The following is a 16,852-nucleotide window of genomic DNA, read 5'->3' as shown; positions in this document are numbered from 1 at the left end:
GCCCGTCGCCCTACGAATGAAGCTCTTCGCGCAAGACACGCCGCAGGGCGGCCACCGTGAGGGGCTCATTCTCCGATGAATGGCCCTGCTCTTCGGCCACCGTGGCCCTGAGCGTGGCATTGATCATCGTCTGGTACCCGGTGCCCTGCGCCTCCGCCTTGGCGCGGAAGAACTCGATCAGGTCGTCGTCAAGCATGATCGTGATCCGAGTTTTTCCTGGCGACGCGACAGCTGGTCCTCGCTGAGCCTTTGAAAAGTCGTACTCCTTACGCACCGTATTGCTCCGACTCGCCTTTACTGGCCTTGCGTGCTGAGATCAGGCGGGTTCGGTCCCCGCGCGGCGTGTGGACGACGACAAGAAGCCGCCCGAGTGCATCCATCCCCAGCGTGACGAACCTGGCCTCGCCTGTGGCGTCAGGGTCCTCGATCGTCCATGCGTACGGGTCTCGCAGCGCCTGTTCCGCATGAGCGAAGCTGACCCTGTGTTTGACCAGGTTCGTCTTCGCCTTGGCCGGATCGAACTCGATGTCCATCGCTGCCGATTATGCATATTCAATGCATATCGGCAAGCGGCGAACGCATGGGATCAGCCCAACGCCCTGCGCGCGTTGTGGAACATCTGCAGCCACGGGCTGTGGGCAGAGACGTCGCCGGCAGCCCAGCTCATCTGCACGTTGCGGAAGACGCGCTCGGGGTGGGGCATCAGCGCGGTGAAGCGACCGTCGGCCGTGGTCACCGAGGTGAGGCCGCCCGGACTGCCGTTGGGGTTGGCCGGGTAGGCTTCGGTCGGCTGGCCGCGGTGGTCGACGTATCGCATCGCGCGCTGCACCCGCGCCGCGTCGCCGCGCTGCGAGAAGTCGGCAAAGCCCTCGCCGTGCGACACCACGATGGGCAGGCGGCTGCCGGCCATGCCGGTGAAGAACACGCTGGGGCTTTGCAGCACTTCCACCATCGACAGCCGCGCCTCGAACTGCTCGCTCTTGTTGCGGGTGAACTTGGGCCAGGCATCGGCGCCCGGGATGATGGACGACAGCGCGGCCAGCATCTGGCAGCCGTTGCACACGCCCAGCGCCAGCGTGTCGGTGCGGCCGAAGAAGGCGGCAAAGGCCTCGGCCAGCTGCGGATTGAACAGGATGGACCGCGCCCAGCCTTCACCCGCGCCCAGCGTGTCGCCGTAGCTGAAGCCGCCGCAGGCCACGAAGCCCTGGAACTGGTCCAGCCGCGCGCGGCCGGCCTGCAGGTCGCTCATGTGCACGTCGAAGGTCTCGAAGCCGGCCAGCGACATCGCATAGGCCATCTCGACGTGGCTGTTGACGCCCTGCTCGCGCAGGATGGCCATCTTCGGCTTGGCGCCGCCGATGCCCACCAGCGGCAAGGCCTGCTGCGGGTCGAAGCTCAGGTGCTGGTGCAGGCCGGTGTCGTCGGGCTGGCCGACGGCGGCATGCTCGGCATCGGCACAGGCCGGGTTGTCGCGCAGCCGCGCAATGCGCCAGCTCACCTCGTCCCAGGCCTGGTGCAGCTGCTGCAGCGGCGCGCTGTAAACGGCCTTGGCATCGCGGTAGATCTCCACCACGCCCTTGCTGTTCGGCTTGCCGATCACATGGCTGTGGCGGCTGAGGCCGTGGGCGCGCAGGGTGGCCATCACCGCGTCGCGGTCGGCCGACTTCACCTGGATGACGGCGCCCAGCTCCTCGTTGAACAGCGCCTGCAGCGTCAGCTCGTTGCGGCGCTCGCCGACCTGGGTGGCCCAATTCTTCGAGTCGCCATATTCGGCGCGGCTGTCGCTGATGCCGTCGCTGTCGGTCACCAGCAGGTCGACGTTCAGGCTCACGCCCAGGTGGCCGGCAAAGGCCATCTCGCACACCGTGGCCCACAGGCCGCCGTCGCCACGGTCGTGGTAGGCCAGCAGCTGGCCGGCGCTGCGCAGCGCGTTGATGGCCTGCACCAGCGCCTTCAGCTGCGCGGGGTCGTCCAGGTCGGGCACCGCATCGCCGAACTGCTGCAGCGTCTGCGCCAGGATGGAGCCGCCCATGCGGCGCCGGCCCTGGCCCAGGTCGATCAGGATCAGCGTGGTGTCGCCGGCCTGCAGCTGCGGCGTCAGGGTGCCGCGCACGTCATCGAGCGTGACGAAGGCGGTGACCACCAGCGACACCGGGGCCACCACCTGTTTGGTTTCGGCGCCTTCGCTCCAGCGGGTGCGCATGGACAGCGAATCCTTGCCCACCGGCACGCCGATGCCCAGCGCCGGGCACAGTTCCAGGCCCACGGCCTTGACGGTGTCGTACAAAGCGGCGTCTTCACCCGGCTCGCCGCAGGCGGCCATCCAGTTGCAGCTGAGCTTGACGCGCGGCAGGTCGATGGGCGCGGCCAGCAGGTTGGTGATGGACTCGGCCACCGCCATGCGGCCCGAGGCCGGTGCGTCCAGCACCGCCAGCGGCGTGCGTTCGCCCATGGCCATGGCCTCGCCGCGGAAGCCGGCGAAGTCGGCCAGCGTCACCGCCACGTCGGCCACCGGCACCTGCCAGGGACCCACCATCTGGTCACGGTGGCTGAGGCCACCCACGCTGCGGTCACCGATGGTGATCAGGAAGCGCTTGCTGGCCACGGTGGGGTGGCGCAGCACGTCCAGTGCCGCCTGTTCCAGCGACACGCCGGTGAGGTCCAGCGCCGCCAGCGTGCGCGGCAGGCGCTTGACGTCACGGTGCATCTTGGGCGGCTTGCCCAGCAGCACGTCCATCGGCATGTCGATCACGCGCTCACCGCCGGGGCCGTCTTCCAGCACCAGCTCACGGTCGCTGGTGGCCACGCCCACCACCGCGAAGGGGCAGCGCTCGCGTGCGGCCATGGCCTCGAACAGAGGCAGGCCGGCCGGGTCGAGCGCGATGACGTAGCGCTCCTGGCTTTCGTTGCACCAGATTTCCTTGGGCGCCAGGCCGGTTTCTTCCAGCGGCACCTTGCGCAGGTCGAAGGTGGCGCCCTGGCCGGCGCCGTCCACCAGCTCGGGGAAGGCGTTGCTGATGCCGCCCGCGCCCACGTCGTGGATGGCCATGATGGGGTTGGCATCACCCAGCGCCCAGCAGTGGTTGATCACCTCCTGCGCACGCCGTTCGATTTCCGGGTTGCCACGCTGCACCGAGTCGAAGTCCAGCGCCGCCACGTTGGTGCCGGCCGCCATCGAGCTGGCGGCGCCGCCGCCCATGCCGATGCGCATGCCGGGGCCGCCCAGCTGGATGAGCAGGGTGCCGGGGCCGAAGGGCAGTTTCTGGGTCTGGTCGGCGCGGATGGCGCCCAGGCCGCCCGCGATCATGATGGGCTTGTGGTAGCCGCGCCGCTGGCCGTCCACCGTCTGCTCGAACACGCGGAAGTAGCCGCCCAGGTTGGGCCGGCCGAACTCGTTGTTGAACGCGGCGCCGCCCAGCGGGCCTTCGATCATGATGTCCAGCGCGCTGGCGATGTGCTCGGGCTTGCCGTAGGGCTGGCGCTCCCAGGGCTCGTTGGTGTCGGGCAGCTGCAGGTTGCTGACCGAAAAGCCCGTCAGGCCCGCCTTGGGCCGTGCGCCGCGGCCGGTGGCGCCTTCATCGCGGATTTCGCCGCCCGCGCCGGTGGAAGCGCCCGGGAAAGGCGAGATGGCCGTCGGGTGGTTGTGGGTTTCCACCTTCATCAGCACGTGCGAAAGCTCGCGCCGGGCGGTGTAGGCCGGGGCGTTGGTGTAGCCCTCGGGCGACCAGCGCTCGATCTCGCCGCCTTCCATCACCGCCGCGTTGTCGTTGTAGGCGATGACGGTGGCCTGCGGGCTGGTCTTCTCGGTGTGGCGGATCATGCCGAACATCGACACCGGCTGACGCTCGCCGTCGATGGTGAAGTCGGCGTTGAAGATCTTGTGGCGGCAGTGCTCGGAGTTGGCCTGCGCGAACATCATCAGCTCGACGTCGCTGGGGTTGCGGCCCAGGCCGGTGAAGGCGTTGACGAGGTAGTCCACCTCGTCGTCCGACAGCGCCAGGCCAAATTCGGCATTAGCCTGCACCAGCGCCTGGCGGCCCGCGCCCAGCACGTCCACATGCACCAGCGGCTTGGCCGGCTGCTCGTCGAACAAGTGGGCGGCGGCCGCGCGGTCGAAGGCCACGCTCTCGGTCATGCGGTCGTGCAGCAGCAGCGCGGCGGCCTGCAGCTCGGCCTCGGCCAGCGGCTTGCTGCCGCCCAGCAGGCCGGTCTTGAGCGTCAGCCGGTATTCGGTGACGCGTTCCACCCGGTGGATGCCCAGGCCGCAGTTGTGGGCGATGTCGGTGGCCTTGCTGGCCCAGGGGCTGACGGTGCCCAGTCGCGGCATCACCACGATGGCCGGGCCGTCGTTGGGGCCTGCGTAGGCGTCGCCGTAGGTCAGCAGCGCGGCCAGTTTGTCGCGGTCGGCGGCGGGCAGTTCGGCGTCGGTCCACACCCAGTGCACGTGGCGGGCGGCGACGCCCGTGATGCGCGGGCTGACGGCCGCAAGCCGGGCCAGCAACGCTTGTGCACGGAAGGGCGACAAGGCGTTGCCGCCTTCGAAATGCAAAAGATGCTTGGAGGAAGTGGGCAAGACGGCAGCCATGTGAATGCGCCTGGGCGGCGGCAGGGGGACTGGAGGCGAGCCTGAGATTCTAGGATGTCGATGGGATAATCCCTCGCCATGACGATCACCCTGAAAACCGGCGCCGACATCGAAGGCATGCGCATCGCCGGGCGCCTGGCCTCCGAGGTGCTGGACATGCTGACCGAGCACGTCAAGCCCGGCGTGTCCACCGAACAGCTGGACAAGCTGGCGCACGACCACATCGTGAACGTGCAGGGTGCCATTCCCGCGCCGCTGAACTACGCGCCGCCGGGCTACACGCCCTACCCCAAGTCGATCTGCACCTCGATCAACCATCAGGTGTGCCACGGCATCCCGAACGACCGGCCGCTGAAGAACGGCGACATCGTCAACATCGACGTCACCGTCATCAAGGATGGCTGGCACGGCGACACCAGCCGCATGTTCATCGTCGGTGAAGGCTCCATCGCGGCCAAGCGGCTGTGCGCCATCACCTTCGACGCGATGTGGAAGGGCATTGCCAAGGTCAAGCCGGGCGTGCGCCTGGGTGACATCGGCCACGCCATCCAGACCTTCGCCGAGAACCAGGGCTTTTCCATCGTGCGCGAGTTCTGCGGCCACGGCATCGGCCGCAAGTTCCACGAAGAGCCGCAGGTGCTGCACTACGGCCGCCCCGGCACGCTGGAAGAGCTGAAGGCCGGCATGATCTTCACCATCGAGCCGATGATCAACGCCGGCAAGCGCGAGATCCGCGAAATGGGCGACGGCTGGACCATCGTCACCAAGGACCGCTCGCTGTCGGCCCAGTGGGAGCACACCGTGCTGGTCACCGAGACCGGCTACGAGATCCTGACGCAGTCGGCCGGCACGCCGCCGCCGCCCGCGTTCATCACCGATGCCAAGGCCGTTTCGGCCTGAGCAACTGATCACATGTCCGCGCGTTTGAACGCAGCGCCGGCGCCAGGCGGGGTCGGCGCCCTGCGCCAGCGCTTCCGCGACACCAAGCAACAGCTGATCGAGCATTTCCGCCAGTCGCGGGCCACCGCGCCGGCGGCCGCGCGGCTGATCCGTGGCCTCACCCGCCATGCCGACGCCACGCTGGCCGACCTGTGGCTGCATGCCGGCATGCCGCCCGGCGCGGCGCTGGTGGCGGTGGGCGGCTATGGCCGCGGCGAGCTGTTCCCCTACTCCGACGTCGACGTGCTGGTGCTGCTGCCGGCCGACAGCGCGCTGGGCGCCAACGATGCGCTGCGCTCGTCGGTGGAAGGCTTCATCACCGCCTGCTGGGACATCGGGCTGGAGATCGGCTCTTCGGTGCGCACCGTGGCCGAATGCGTGGCCGAGGCGGCGCGCGACGTGACGGTGCAGACGGCGTTGCTCGAATCGCGCTTCGTCTGCGGCGCCAAGCGGCTGTTCACCACCTTCCGCAGCCAGATGGACGCGGCGATGGAGCCCAAGGCCTTTCTGCGCGCCAAGTCGCTGGAAATGCAGCAGCGCCACGTGAAGTACGAGGACACGCCCTACTCGCTGGAGCCCAACTGCAAGGAAAGCCCCGGCGGCCTGCGCGACCTGCAGATGGTGATCTGGGTGGCGCGCGGCGCGGGCCTGGGCCGCACCTGGACCGAGCTGGCCGCCAAGGGCCTGATCACGCCCTTCGAGGTCAAGCAGCTGCAGCGCAACGAAGGTCTGCTGCGCCTGATCCGCGCCCGCCTGCACGTGGTGGCCGGCCGCCGCGAAGACCGCCTGGTGTTCGACCTGCAGACCGCGGTGGCCGAGAGCTTCGGCTACCGCTCGGCGGGCGGCCAGCGCGCCTCCGAAGTGCTGATGCGCCGCTACTACTGGGCGGCCAAGGCGGTGAGCCAGCTCAACCACATCCTGATGCTCAACATCGAGGAGCGCATCAACGGCTCGGAAGACCTGCCGATGCGGCCGATCAACGAGCGCTTCTTCGACCGCGCGGGCATGCTGGAAGTGGCCAGCGACGACCTGTACCTGCGCGAGCCGCATGCGGTGCTGGAAACCTTCCTGGTGTACCAGCAGACGGTGGGCATCAAGGGCCTGTCGGCGCGCACGCTGCGTGCGCTGTACAACGCCCGCAATGTGATGAACACGGCCTTTCGGCACGACCCCGTCAACCGCGCGCGTTTCATGCAGATCCTGCGCGAGCCCAGCGGCCAGACGCATGCCTTCCGGCTGATGAACCAGACCTCGGTGCTGGGCCGCTACCTGTGGGTGTTCCGGCGCATCGTGGGGCAGATGCAGCACGACCTGTTCCACGTGTACACGGTCGACCAGCACATCCTGATGGTGCTGCGCAACGTGCGGCGCTTCTTCATCCCCGAGCATGCGCACGAGTACCCGTTCTGCTCGCAGCTGGCCGCGCAGTTCGACCGGCCCTGGGTGCTGTACGTGGCGGCGCTGTTCCACGACGTGGCCAAGGGCCGCGGCGGTGACCACTCCGACCTGGGCGCGGTGGAGGTGCGGCGCTTCTGCCGCGACCACGGCATCGACCGCCACGACACCCAGCTGATCGAGTTCCTGGTCAAGCACCACCTCACGCTCAGCCGCACCGCGCAGAAGGAAGACCTGTCCGACCCCGAGGTGATCCAGCGTTTTGCCGCCCTGGTGCGCGACGAGCGCACCCTCACCGCCCTCTACCTGCTGACGGTGGCCGACATCCGCGGCACCAGCCCCAAGGTGTGGAACGCCTGGAAGGGCAAGCTGCTGGAAGATTGCTACCGCTTCACGCTGCGCGCGCTGGGCGGCGCCAAGCCCAACGTCGATGCCGAGATCGAGGCCCGCAAGGCCGAGGCGCGTGCGCTGCTGGCGCTGGCCTCGCAGCTGCCCGACACCGAGGCGCCGCTGTGGGCCACGCTGGACGTGAGCTACTTCACCCGCCACGACGCCATCGACATCGCCTGGCATGCGCGCATGCTGTGGCGCCACCTGGCGGCCACCCAGCCGCTGGTACGGGCGCGGGCCTCGTCGGTGGGCGAGGGGCTGCAGGTGCTGGTGTACGCGCCCGACCGCGCCGACCTGTTCGCCCGCATCTGCGGCTACTTCGACGGCGCGGGCTTCAACATCCAGGACGCGAAGGTGCACACCACCCGCAGCGGCTATGCGCTGGACACCTTCCAGGTGGTGCACCCGCAGATGGACAACACGCCGTCCAGCTACCGCGACCTGATCTCGCTGGTGGAGGTGCAGCTGATGAAGGCGCTGCAGTCCACCGGCCAGCTGCCCGAGCCCAGCCGCGGCCGGGTGTCGCGCCGGGTCAAGAGCTTTCCCATCGTGCCGCGGGTGTCGCTGCGGCCCGACGAGCGGGCACAGCGCTGGCTGCTCTCCGTCAGCACCAGCGACCGCTCGGGGCTGCTGTACGCCATCGCGCGGGTGCTGGCACGCCACCAGATCAACCTGCAGCTGGCCAAGATCAGCACCCTGGGCGAGCGCGTGGAAGATACCTTTCTGGTCGACGGCAGCGCGTTGCAGCGATCCAAGGCACAGTTGCAGATTGAAAGCGAACTGCTCGACGCGGTGGCGCCGCTGGCCAGCTGAGCCACGGCACCGCGCGCCACGGCCAAAAACACAACCAGACCGCCCATGACCCGACTGCAACAACGCCTGCAGGACCTCGCGCCTGCCCGCCTGACGGCCATCCGACGCGGCATCGAGAAGGAAAGCCTGCGCGCCCAGCCCGACGGCGCGCTGGCCCTGACGCCCCACCCGGCCGGCCTGGGCTCGGCCCTGACCAACCCGCACATCACCACCGACTTCAGCGAATCGCAGCTGGAGCTGGTGACCGGCGTGCATGCCGATGCGCAGGCAGCCATCGACGAACTCACCCGCATCCACCAGTTCACCTACCGGGTGATGGCCGAGGCGGGCGACGAGATGATGTGGGTGTCCAGCATGCCCTGCGGCCTGCCCACCGACGAAACCATTCCGCTGGGCCGCTACGGCAGCAGCAACGTGGGCCGCGCCAAGAGCGTCTACCGCATGGGCCTGGGCCACCGCTACGGCCGCCGCATGCAGACCATCTCCGGCATTCACTACAACTGGTCGATGCCGGGGCTGAGCAACGACGAGTACTTCGCGCTGATCCGCAACTTCCGCCGCCAGTCGTTCTTGCTGCTGGTGCTGTTCGGTGCCTCGCCGGCGGTGTGCGCCAGCTTCGTGCAGGGCCGCCAGCATGAGCTGCAGCCGCTGGCCGAGTCCGAAGGCACGCTGCACATGCCCTACGGCACCTCGCTGCGCATGGGCCGGCTGGGCTACCAGAGCGATGCGCAGGCCTCGCTGTCGGTCAGCTACAACTCGCTGGAAGGTTACGGCGCCAGCCTGCAGGAGGCGCTGACCAAGCCCTACCCGGCCTACGAGGCCGTGGGCATCCGCAATCCGGGCGGCGACTACAACCAGCTGGCCACCACGCTGCTGCAGATCGAGAACGAGTTCTACGGCACCATCCGGCCCAAGCGGGTGATCTTCCCGGGCGAGCGGCCGCTGCATGCGCTGCGCGAGCGCGGCGTGGAATACGTGGAAGTGCGCTGCATGGACCTGAACCCGTTCATGCCGGCCGGCATCGACGCGGCCACGGCGCGTTTCCTGGACGTGTTCCTGCTGCACTGCCTGCTGAACGACAGCCCACCCGACACGCCCGACGAGATTGCCGCGCTCGCCCGCAACCAGCACCGCACCGCCGCCCGCGGCCGCGAGCCGGGCCTGACGCTGGAGCGCGGCGGCCGCGAGGTGGCGCTGACCGACTGGGGCGCCGAGATCCTGGAGCAATGCCAGCCGATCGCCGCCGCGATGGACGCCGCCACCGGCACCGGCAGCGACTACCGCGACGCGGTGGCGGCCGCGGTGGCCGCCTGGTCGCAACCCGAGTCACTGCCCTCGGCCCGCGTGCTGAAGGCACTGCGCGAGGACCACGACGGCTCCTTCATCCGCTTCGTGCGGGCGCAGTCGCTGCAGGTGCAGCAGACGATGCTGGCCCTGCCCTACCCCGACGAGCTGCATACGCACTTCCGCGCGCTGGCCAACCAGTCGGTGGAAGAGCAGAAGGCCATCGAAGCAGCGGACACCATGCCGTTCGAGATCTACCGTCAGGCGTATCTGGCGCCGCGCCGCTTGATCGCCTGATCTTCGACTTGCCAGCGTCTCAGGGCGCCGGATGCTGCGGATCGAACTCCGGGTCGGCCGGGTCGTTGGGCGCCGGCACCTGGCCGTCGTCGGGCTCCACCGGCTGCGGGCCGGGCTGGTTCGGGGGCAGGTCGCTCTCTTCGTGGGGGCGGGGCTTCATCGTCGGTACTCCTGGTTCAGCGGACCCATTGAAAAAGCCCGCACGTGGCGGGCTTTTGGCAAGCTGCGAGCCCTCTTGGCTCAGCCCATGTGGAGACCGCCGTTGCAGCTGAAATCGGCACCGGTCGCGAAACCGGATTCGTCGCTGGCCAGCCAGGCCACGATGGAGGCGATTTCTTCCGGCGTGCCCAGGCGCTTGATGGGAATGGTGCTGATGATCTTGTCCAGCACGTCCTGGCGGATGGCCTTGACCATGTCGGTGGCGATGTAGCCCGGGCTCACGGTGTTCACCGTCACGCCCTTGGCGGCCACTTCCTGCGCCAGGGCCATCGTGAAGCCGTGCATGCCGGCCTTGGCCGCCGAGTAGTTGGTCTGGCCGAACTGGCCCTTCTCGCCGTTGACCGACGAGATGTTGATGATGCGGCCCCAGCCCTGGTCCAGCATGCCGTCGATCACCTGCTTGGTGACGTTGAACATGCTGTCGAGGTTGGTCGACATCACGGCCTGCCAGTCGGCCAGGCTCATCTTGCGGAACTGGCCGTCGCGGGTGATGCCGGCGTTGTTCACCAGCACGCTGATGGCGCCATGCTCGGCCTTGACCTTGTCGAAGGCGGCCACGGTCGACTCCCAATCGGCCACGTTGCCCACCGACGCGTAGAAGGTGTAGCCCAGGGCGGACTGCTCATCCAGCCACTTCTTGAAGTCGCGGCTCGGGCCGCAGCCGGCGATGACCTTGAAGCCGTCCTTGTGCAGGCGCTGGCACATCGCGGTACCGATGCCACCCATACCGCCCGTCACGTACGCCACTTTTTGTGCTGCCATTCGATCTCTCCTGTTGCATCGGCTGTCGATGCGTCACTATGTCTGTTGTTGCCCGGGGGACATTCCCGGGCTTACCCGTGTTTCAGCGCTCGACCGTCAGGGCCACGCCCATGCCGCCGCCGATGCACAGCGAAGCGATGCCCTTCTTGGCATTGCGGCGCTGCATCTCGTGCAGCAGCGTCACCAGGATGCGGCAGCCCGAGGCACCGATGGGGTGGCCGATGGCAATGGCGCCACCGTTGACGTTGACCTTGCTCAGGTCCCAGCCCATCTCGTTGTTCACCGCGCAGGCCTGGGCGGCGAAGGCTTCGTTGATTTCCAGCAGGTCCAGGTCCTGGGCCTTCCAGCCGGCGCGCTGCAGCGCCTTCTGCGAGGCGGGCACCGGGCCCATGCCCATGATGGCCGGGTCCAGCGCCACCGTGGCGTAGCTGGCCAGGCGGGCCAGCGGGGTCAGGCCCAGTTGCTCGGCCTTCTTGGCGGTCATCAGCACCACGCCGGCGGCGCCGTCGTTGATGCCCGAGGCATTGCCGGCGGTCACCGAACCGGCCTTGTCGAAGGCGGGGCGCAGGCCGGCCAGGGCTTCGGCGGTGGTCTTCTTGTTGATGAACTCGTCGGTGTCGAACAGCACCGGGTCGCCCTTTTTCTGCGGGATGCTGACCGGCACGATCTCATCCTTGAACTTGCCGGCTTCCTGGGCGGCCACGGCCTTTTGCTGCGAAGCCAGCGCGAAGGCGTCCTGCTTTTCGCGGCTGATGTCGTACTTCTTGGCCACGTTCTCGGCGGTGATGCCCATGTGGTACTTGTTGTACACGTCGAACAGGCCGTCGTTGATCATCGAGTCGACCATCTTCCAGTCGCCCATGCGCTGACCGTCGCGCGAGCCCATCAGCACGTGCGGCGAGGCGCTCATGTTCTCCTGGCCGCCGGCGATGATGATCTCGGAGTCGCCGTCGCGGATGGCCTGCGCGCCCAGCATCACGGCCTTCAGGCCCGAGCCGCACACCGCGTTGATGGTCAGCGCCGGCACGCCCTGCGGCAGGCCGCTCTTGATCACGCTCTGGCGCGCGGGGTTCTGGCCCGAGCCGGCGGTCAGCACCTGGCCGAGGATCACTTCGTTGATCTGGTCGCCGCTGAGCTTGGCACGCTCGAGCAGGGCGGCGATCACCGTGGCGCCCAGCTCGGGCGCGGCGATCTTGGACAGCGAACCGCCGAACTTGCCCACGGCAGTTCGGGCGGCGGCGACGATGACGATGTCGGTCATGGAATGTCTCCTCTGTGGACCGGGATGGATGGGATGGGGAACCGGGCGCCGTCAGGCCTTTTGCTTGACGTAGCGGCCGGGTGCAGCCTCGATGACCTTGTGGGTGCGGCTGCCGTACGACTTCGGTGCTGCAACTTGTCTGCCAGCGTGCGGGGCCAGCCAGGCGGCCCAGTCGGTCCACCAGCTGCCCGGGTGCTCCGTGGCGGCGTCGAACCAGTCTTGTGCGCTGGCAGGCACCGGATCCGTACTGCCGATCCAGTGGCTGCGCTTCTTCTTGGCCGGCGGGTTGATGACACCGGCGATGTGGCCCGAAGCGCCGAGCACGAAGCGCGACGGACCTTGCAGCAGCTTGAGGGACTGGAACGCCGAGGTCCACGGCACGATGTGGTCCTCGCGCGAGCCGTAGATGTAGACCGGCGCCTCGATCGCGCCCAGGTCCACCTGCTCGCCGCACACCGTCAGCTTGCCGGGCACCTTCAGCTCATCTTGCAGGTAGGTGTGGCGCAGGTACCAGCAGTACATGGGGCCGGGCAGGTTGGTGGAGTCGCTGTTCCAGTACAGCAGGTCGAAGGGAGGCGGCGCCTCGCCCTTCAGGTAGTTGCCGACGACGTAGTTCCACACCAGGTCGTTGGGCCGCAGGAAGCTGAAGGTGGTGGCCAGTTCCTGGCCCTTGAGCAGCTGCGGACCGGTGGGCGCGGCCGGGCCCAGGGTGTATTCACGCAGCGCCACCGCGGCTTCGTCGACGAAGAGGTCGAGCACGCCGGTGTCGCTGAAGTCCAGCAGCGTGGTCAGCAGCGTCAGGCTGCTGGCCGCCTGCTCGCCCCGCGCGGCCAGCACCGCCAGCGCGGTGCTGAGGATGGTGCCGCCCACGCAGAAGCCGAGCATGTCGAAGGCATCGGCACCGGTGATGTCCTGCACCGCGCGGATGGCGGCGATGGCGCCGTGCTCGATGTAGTCGTCCCAGGTCTTGTCGGCCAGCGACGCATCGGGGTTGCGCCAGCTCAGCACGAAGGTGCGGTGGCCCTGCTCGACTGAATAGCGGATCAGCGAATTCTCGGGTTGCAGGTCGAGGATGTAGAACTTGTTGATGCACGGCGGCACGAACAGCATCGGCCGCTCGTACACCTTGGCCGTCAGCGGCTTGTACTCCAGCAGCTGGAACAGCTCGTTCTCGAACACCACGGCGCCCTCGCTGGTGGCCACGTTGCGGCCCACCTCGAAGGCGCTTTCATCGGTTTGCGACACATGGCCCTGCTGCACGTCGTTCCACAGCTGGCGCAGGCCCGCGGCAATGCTCTCGCCCTGCGAATCCACCGCCTTGCGCAGCGCATCGGGGTTGAGCGGCAGGCAGTTGCTGGGGCTGGCCGCGTCGATCCATTGCTGCACCGCAAAGCGCAGCCGCGCCTTGGTCTTGGCATCGCCCTGCACCGCCTCGGCCATCTCCATCAGCGTGCGGGCGTTGAGCAGGTAGGTCTGCGCCATGTAGGCGGCGGCGGGGTTGTTGGCCCATTCGCTGCTGGAAAAGCGGCGGTCGCGCAGCGCCGGCGCGGCGGCTTCGGCCTGCGGCTGGCCGAGGCGCGTCAGCGTGTCGTTCCACAGGGCGGTGGCCTGCTGCAGGTAGCTGCTCTGCAGCTGGCTCATCGTGTCGGCGGGCAGCTTCAGGCCCGACATCGACTTCCAGATTTCACCCAGGGCTTGCCCGAAGGCCTGCACGCCCTCGGCGGGCTGCGGCAGGGTCGGGATAGGCTTTGCCATCGTCTTGTCTCCGTTGAGTTGCCCGACGACACGACCCGTCGGGAAGCGACTGCCATCGCTTGATTGTGGGGTCCCTCACTGACCCCGGCAATTCTGCATGATGAGCTTACTTTTCACTTACTGAAATACGCAGGTTTACGTACGATGTACCTTGTCGCCATCGCCTGGATGTATGTGGTGCTGATGATGTCGGTGGCCGAAGCCACCAGCAGCCAGGGCACGGTGCTGGGCGCACTCGTCACTTTCGGGCTTTACGGGCTGTTGCCTTTGAGCATCGTCATGTACCTGCTGGGCACGCCGATGCGCCGGCGCGCCCGCCTCGCGCGGGAGGCGCAGGCCGAACGTGCGGCCCTGGCCGATGCAGCGGCGGCCGGCCCGCCGTCAGCGCCGCCAGATGGCGGCAGCCAGGCGTCCGGTGACGCCATCCCGCCGGTACGAAAAGAACCGTGACGGGTCTTCCACGGTGCACCATGCACCGCCGGTTGTGGCACTGACGCCACATTGACGCAGCCGGTCGCGCGCGAGCGCCGGCAGGTCGGCCAGCCAGCGCATCGCGCCGTCGGGCCGCGGGCGGGGCGTGAAACGGCCGTCCCCGGCCGGTGAGCCGCCGAAGGCGAGCACCACTTCTTCCCCCACCTCGAACTGGCGCGGGCCGATGCAAGGCCCCAGCCAGGCCTGCAGTTCGGCCGGTGCGCAGCCGGTGGCCTCGCACAGCGCGGCCACGGTGGCGTCCAGCACGCCGCCGGCCAGGCCGCGCCAGCCGGCGTGGGCCGCCCCCACGGCGCGGCCCTCGGGCGCGCAGAACAGCACCGGCAGGCAGTCGGCCACCTGCACGGTGCAGGCGATGCCGCGCTCGGTGGTGATGGCCGCATCGGCCTCGATGGGCTGGGCGCGCCCGGCGTCGGCCGCGGTCAGCCGCGCGACGGTGCGGCCGTGCACCTGGCGCAGCCACACCGGCGTGGCGCCGATGGCCTCGGCGAACCGCCGCCGGTTCTCGGCCACCGCGGCGGGCTCGTCGCCCACCGCGATGCCGAGGTTCAATCCCTGCCAAGGCGCCGCGCTGACGCCACCGGCGCGGGTGCTCATCCAGGCGCCGACGCCGGCCGGGGCGGGCCAGTCGGGCGTCAACCCGGCCAGGCCCTCACTCCGCATCGGGGCATGCGGCCGGCTGGGCCTGCTGGAAGGCCGGCAGTTGCAGGCAGGCATCCACCACCCGCATCACCGTGGGCACGTGGTCCAGCCGGCAGCCGAAGCGCTGCGCATTGAAGATCTGCGGCACCAGCGTGCAATCGGCCACCGTGGGCGTGTCGCCGTGGCAGAAGCGGCCGGTCTGCGGATGGCCGGCCAGTTGCTGCTCCACCGTGTCCAGCCCGGTTTCCACCCAATGGCGTATCCAGCGCAGCTTGTCGTCCTCCGACAGCTTCAGCTCCTGCGTCAAAAAGCGCAGCACCTTCAGGTTGTTGATCGGATGGATCTCGCAGGCCACGTCCAGCGCCAGCGCCCGCACCCGCGCGCGGCCCGGCGCGTCACGCGGCAGCAGCGGCGGCTCGGGGTGGGTTTCGTCCAGGTATTCGATGATGGCCAGCGACTGCGTGAGCGTGGTCTCACCATCGCGCAGCGCGGGCACCAGGCGCGAAGGCGCCACCGCCGCATAAGCGTCGCCGCGCTGCTCGTTCTTCACCAGGTGCACGGGCCGGTAGTCGTAGGCCAGGCCCTTGAGGCCCAGCGCGATGCGCACCCGGTACGAGGCGGACGACCGGAAGTAGCTGTAAAGCGCCAGATCGGATGTCATTGCAGCTGGATGCGCAGTGCGCCCAGGCCCTCGACCTCGCCTTCCAGCACGTCGCCGCGCACCACCGCGCTGACGCCCGCGGGCGTGCCGGTGAAGATCAGGTCGCCGGGCTGCAGCGTCCAGGCCTTGGACAGCGTCTCGATGGTCTCGGCCACGCTCCAGATCAGCTCGGTCAGGTCGCCCTTCTGGCGCACATCGCCATTGACCTTCAGCGTGATGGCACCCTTGAGCAACTCGCCGGTGCGGGCGATGGGGTGGACGGGCCCGATGGGCGCCGACTGCTCGAAACCCTTGCCGATGCTCCAGGGGCGGCCCTGCTTCTTCATCTCGTTCTGCAGGTCGCGGCGGGTCATGTCCAGGCCCACGGCGTAGCCGTAGATGTGGCGCACCGCGTCGGCGGCGGCGATGTCGCGCCCGCCGATGCCGATGGCCACCACCAGCTCGATCTCGTGGTGCAGATTGCTGGTGAGCGTGGGGTAGTCGACGCGGCCGGTCTCACCCTCGGCCACCGGCACCACCGCGTCGGCCGGCTTCATGAAGAAGAAGGGCGGCTCGCGGCCGGTGAAACCCATCTCCTGCGCGTGTTCGGCGTAGTTGCGGCCGACGCAATAGATGCGGTGGACGGGGAACAGGCCGCCACCGGCCACGGGCACGGCCGGGATGGCCGGGGCTTGCACAACGAAATCCATGGTGTCCTTGCTGAGTTGCTGCCAAGGGGAAGCCACCGATGATGCCACCTGCCACGGCTAAACTCCGCCGCCATGCTGCTGACCGAGCGCGACAAGATCAAGCACTGCCGCGCCTGCGGCACCGCGGTGAACTACATCGTTCCGCCGGACGACGCGCGCCCGCGCGCGGTGTGCCCGGCCTGCGGCACGGTGCACTACGAGAACCCGCTGAACGTGGTGGGCACCGTGCCCTACTGGCAAGACCAAGTGCTGCTGTGCAAGCGCAACATCGAGCCGCGCTTCGGCTTCTGGACGCTGCCGGCCGGCTTCATGGAACTGGGCGAGACCACCGCCCAGGGCGCCGCCCGCGAGACCGATGAAGAAGCCGGCGCGCACATCCAGATGGGCCCGCTGTTCAGCCTGATGAACGTGATGCGCGTGGGCCAGGTGCACATGTACTACCTGGCGCCGCTGACCGACACCGTGTTCAACCCGGGGCCGGAGAGCATCGAGGCGCGCCTGTTCCGCGAGGACGAGATTCCCTGGGACGAGATCGCCTTCCGCACCGTGCGCGAGACGCTCAAGCACTACTTCGAAGACCGCCGCAAGGGGGCCTTCGGCTTTCATACCCTGGATCTGTGAGCACCCGGCGTCGCGGGTACGCGCCGCCACCCGCCGGGCGGCCGGCCGGC

General features: G+C 68.6%; 15 protein-coding genes. 5 read left to right on the top strand and 10 right to left on the bottom strand.

Going from position 1 to position 16,852, the window contains the following annotated elements; translation table 11 throughout:
• Nucleotides 1-10: 10 nt before the first annotated feature.
• Genes MW290_RS19635 through purL form a run of 3 tightly spaced genes read right to left on the bottom strand, consistent with a single transcriptional unit; the run spans nt 11 to nt 4,585 of the window.
• A complete protein-coding gene (locus MW290_RS19635) occupies nt 11-274 on the bottom strand; it encodes a BrnA antitoxin family protein (RefSeq protein ID WP_250199373.1) in 264 nt (87 codons plus the stop codon).
• The gene (locus tag MW290_RS19630; protein ID WP_250199372.1) at nt 267-533 is read right to left on the bottom strand and encodes a BrnT family toxin; all 267 of its coding nucleotides are present in this window, start codon (nt 531-533) and stop codon (nt 267-269) included. The genes MW290_RS19635 and MW290_RS19630 overlap by 8 nt, the downstream gene beginning before the upstream one ends.
• Nucleotides 534-586: 53 nt before the next feature.
• Nucleotides 587-4,585 (bottom strand): phosphoribosylformylglycinamidine synthase, encoded by a 3,999-nt coding sequence (gene purL, locus MW290_RS19625; protein WP_250199371.1) that lies wholly within the window; start codon nt 4,583-4,585, stop codon nt 587-589.
• 78 nt (nt 4,586-4,663) lie between these two features.
• Here purL and map point away from each other — a divergent pair, with 78 nt between their 5' ends.
• The 3 genes from map to gshA are packed head-to-tail and all read left to right on the top strand — an operon-like array spanning nt 4,664 to nt 9,703.
• Nucleotides 4,664-5,485 (top strand): type I methionyl aminopeptidase, encoded by an 822-nt coding sequence (gene map / locus MW290_RS19620; protein ID WP_250199370.1) that lies wholly within the window; start codon nt 4,664-4,666, stop codon nt 5,483-5,485.
• A 12-nt stretch (nt 5,486-5,497) separates the two neighbouring features.
• On the top strand, nt 5,498-8,122 hold the full coding sequence (locus MW290_RS19615; protein WP_250199369.1) for a [protein-PII] uridylyltransferase: 2,625 nt from the start codon (nt 5,498-5,500) through the stop codon (nt 8,120-8,122).
• Nucleotides 8,123-8,167: 45 nt separating this feature from the next.
• Complete coding sequence (gshA, locus tag MW290_RS19610) at nt 8,168-9,703, top strand: glutamate--cysteine ligase (protein ID WP_250199368.1); 1,536 nt, start codon at nt 8,168-8,170, stop codon at nt 9,701-9,703.
• A 19-nt stretch (nt 9,704-9,722) separates the two neighbouring features.
• Here gshA and MW290_RS19605 read toward each other — a convergent pair whose 3' ends face one another.
• The 4 genes from MW290_RS19605 to phaC form a co-directional block, all read right to left on the bottom strand.
• Nucleotides 9,723-9,863, bottom strand: a complete 141-nt coding sequence (locus tag MW290_RS19605; RefSeq protein ID WP_250199367.1) for a hypothetical protein — start codon at nt 9,861-9,863, stop codon at nt 9,723-9,725.
• A gap of 80 nt (nt 9,864-9,943) precedes the next feature.
• Entirely contained in the window at nt 9,944-10,684 is a 741-nt protein-coding gene (gene phbB, locus MW290_RS19600) for an acetoacetyl-CoA reductase (RefSeq protein ID WP_250199366.1), read from the bottom strand.
• A gap of 82 nt (nt 10,685-10,766) precedes the next feature.
• Entirely contained in the window at nt 10,767-11,945 is a 1,179-nt protein-coding gene (locus MW290_RS19595) for an acetyl-CoA C-acetyltransferase (protein WP_250199365.1), read from the bottom strand.
• A gap of 51 nt (nt 11,946-11,996) precedes the next feature.
• The gene (phaC, locus tag MW290_RS19590) at nt 11,997-13,700 is read right to left on the bottom strand and encodes a class I poly(R)-hydroxyalkanoic acid synthase (protein WP_250199364.1); all 1,704 of its coding nucleotides are present in this window, start codon (nt 13,698-13,700) and stop codon (nt 11,997-11,999) included.
• Nucleotides 13,701-13,844: 144 nt separating this feature from the next.
• On the opposite strand from phaC, the gene MW290_RS19585 reads away from it, so the two are divergent.
• Nucleotides 13,845-14,150: a hypothetical protein gene (locus MW290_RS19585; protein ID WP_250199363.1), complete on the top strand. Its 306-nt coding sequence runs from the start codon at nt 13,845-13,847 to the stop codon at nt 14,148-14,150.
• On the opposite strand, the gene pgeF is transcribed toward MW290_RS19585, so the two are convergent.
• From pgeF to MW290_RS19570, 3 genes are read right to left on the bottom strand one after another with little or no spacing between them, the layout of a single operon-like run.
• Nucleotides 14,082-14,852: a peptidoglycan editing factor PgeF gene (pgeF, locus tag MW290_RS19580; protein ID WP_250199362.1), complete on the bottom strand. Its 771-nt coding sequence runs from the start codon at nt 14,850-14,852 to the stop codon at nt 14,082-14,084. The genes MW290_RS19585 and pgeF overlap by 69 nt on opposite strands.
• Nucleotides 14,842-15,480 carry a maleylacetoacetate isomerase gene (maiA, locus tag MW290_RS19575; RefSeq protein WP_250200062.1) on the bottom strand — a complete coding sequence of 213 codons (639 nt, stop codon included), beginning with the start codon at nt 15,478-15,480 and terminating at the stop codon, nt 14,842-14,844. The genes pgeF and maiA overlap by 11 nt, the downstream gene beginning before the upstream one ends.
• Before the next feature lie 8 nt (nt 15,481-15,488).
• The gene (locus MW290_RS19570; RefSeq protein ID WP_250199361.1) at nt 15,489-16,181 is read right to left on the bottom strand and encodes a fumarylacetoacetate hydrolase family protein; all 693 of its coding nucleotides are present in this window, start codon (nt 16,179-16,181) and stop codon (nt 15,489-15,491) included.
• Nucleotides 16,182-16,259: 78 nt separating this feature from the next.
• On the opposite strand from MW290_RS19570, the gene MW290_RS19565 reads away from it, so the two are divergent.
• Nucleotides 16,260-16,802, top strand: a complete 543-nt coding sequence (locus tag MW290_RS19565; protein ID WP_250200061.1) for an NUDIX hydrolase — start codon at nt 16,260-16,262, stop codon at nt 16,800-16,802.
• Nucleotides 16,803-16,852: the final 50 nt, after the last annotated feature.

The sequence above is a fragment of the Aquincola tertiaricarbonis genome, from assembly GCF_023573145.1.
Classification (GTDB): domain Bacteria; phylum Pseudomonadota; class Gammaproteobacteria; order Burkholderiales; family Burkholderiaceae_C; genus Aquincola; species Aquincola tertiaricarbonis_B.
This window is presented reverse-complemented; position numbering and strand designations above follow the sequence as displayed.

What these genes read in the sequence shown, in the direction of transcription:
- MW290_RS19630 (WP_250199372.1), bottom strand. Translation starts at nt 533, where the DNA reads ATGGACATCGAGTTCGATCCGGCCAAGGCGAAGACGAACCTGGTCAAA.
- purL (WP_250199371.1), bottom strand. Translation starts at nt 4,585, where the DNA reads ATGGCTGCCGTCTTGCCCACTTCCTCCAAGCATCTTTTGCATTTCGAA.
- map (WP_250199370.1), top strand. Translation starts at nt 4,664, where the DNA reads ATGACGATCACCCTGAAAACCGGCGCCGACATCGAAGGCATGCGCATC.
- MW290_RS19615 (WP_250199369.1), top strand. Translation starts at nt 5,498, where the DNA reads ATGTCCGCGCGTTTGAACGCAGCGCCGGCGCCAGGCGGGGTCGGCGCC.
- gshA (WP_250199368.1), top strand. Translation starts at nt 8,168, where the DNA reads ATGACCCGACTGCAACAACGCCTGCAGGACCTCGCGCCTGCCCGCCTG.
- MW290_RS19605 (WP_250199367.1), bottom strand. Translation starts at nt 9,863, where the DNA reads ATGAAGCCCCGCCCCCACGAAGAGAGCGACCTGCCCCCGAACCAGCCC.
- phbB (WP_250199366.1), bottom strand. Translation starts at nt 10,684, where the DNA reads ATGGCAGCACAAAAAGTGGCGTACGTGACGGGCGGTATGGGTGGCATC.
- MW290_RS19595 (WP_250199365.1), bottom strand. Translation starts at nt 11,945, where the DNA reads ATGACCGACATCGTCATCGTCGCCGCCGCCCGAACTGCCGTGGGCAAG.
- phaC (WP_250199364.1), bottom strand. Translation starts at nt 13,700, where the DNA reads ATGGCAAAGCCTATCCCGACCCTGCCGCAGCCCGCCGAGGGCGTGCAG.
- MW290_RS19585 (WP_250199363.1), top strand. Translation starts at nt 13,845, where the DNA reads ATGTACCTTGTCGCCATCGCCTGGATGTATGTGGTGCTGATGATGTCG.
- pgeF (WP_250199362.1), bottom strand. Translation starts at nt 14,852, where the DNA reads ATGCGGAGTGAGGGCCTGGCCGGGTTGACGCCCGACTGGCCCGCCCCG.
- MW290_RS19570 (WP_250199361.1), bottom strand. Translation starts at nt 16,181, where the DNA reads ATGGATTTCGTTGTGCAAGCCCCGGCCATCCCGGCCGTGCCCGTGGCC.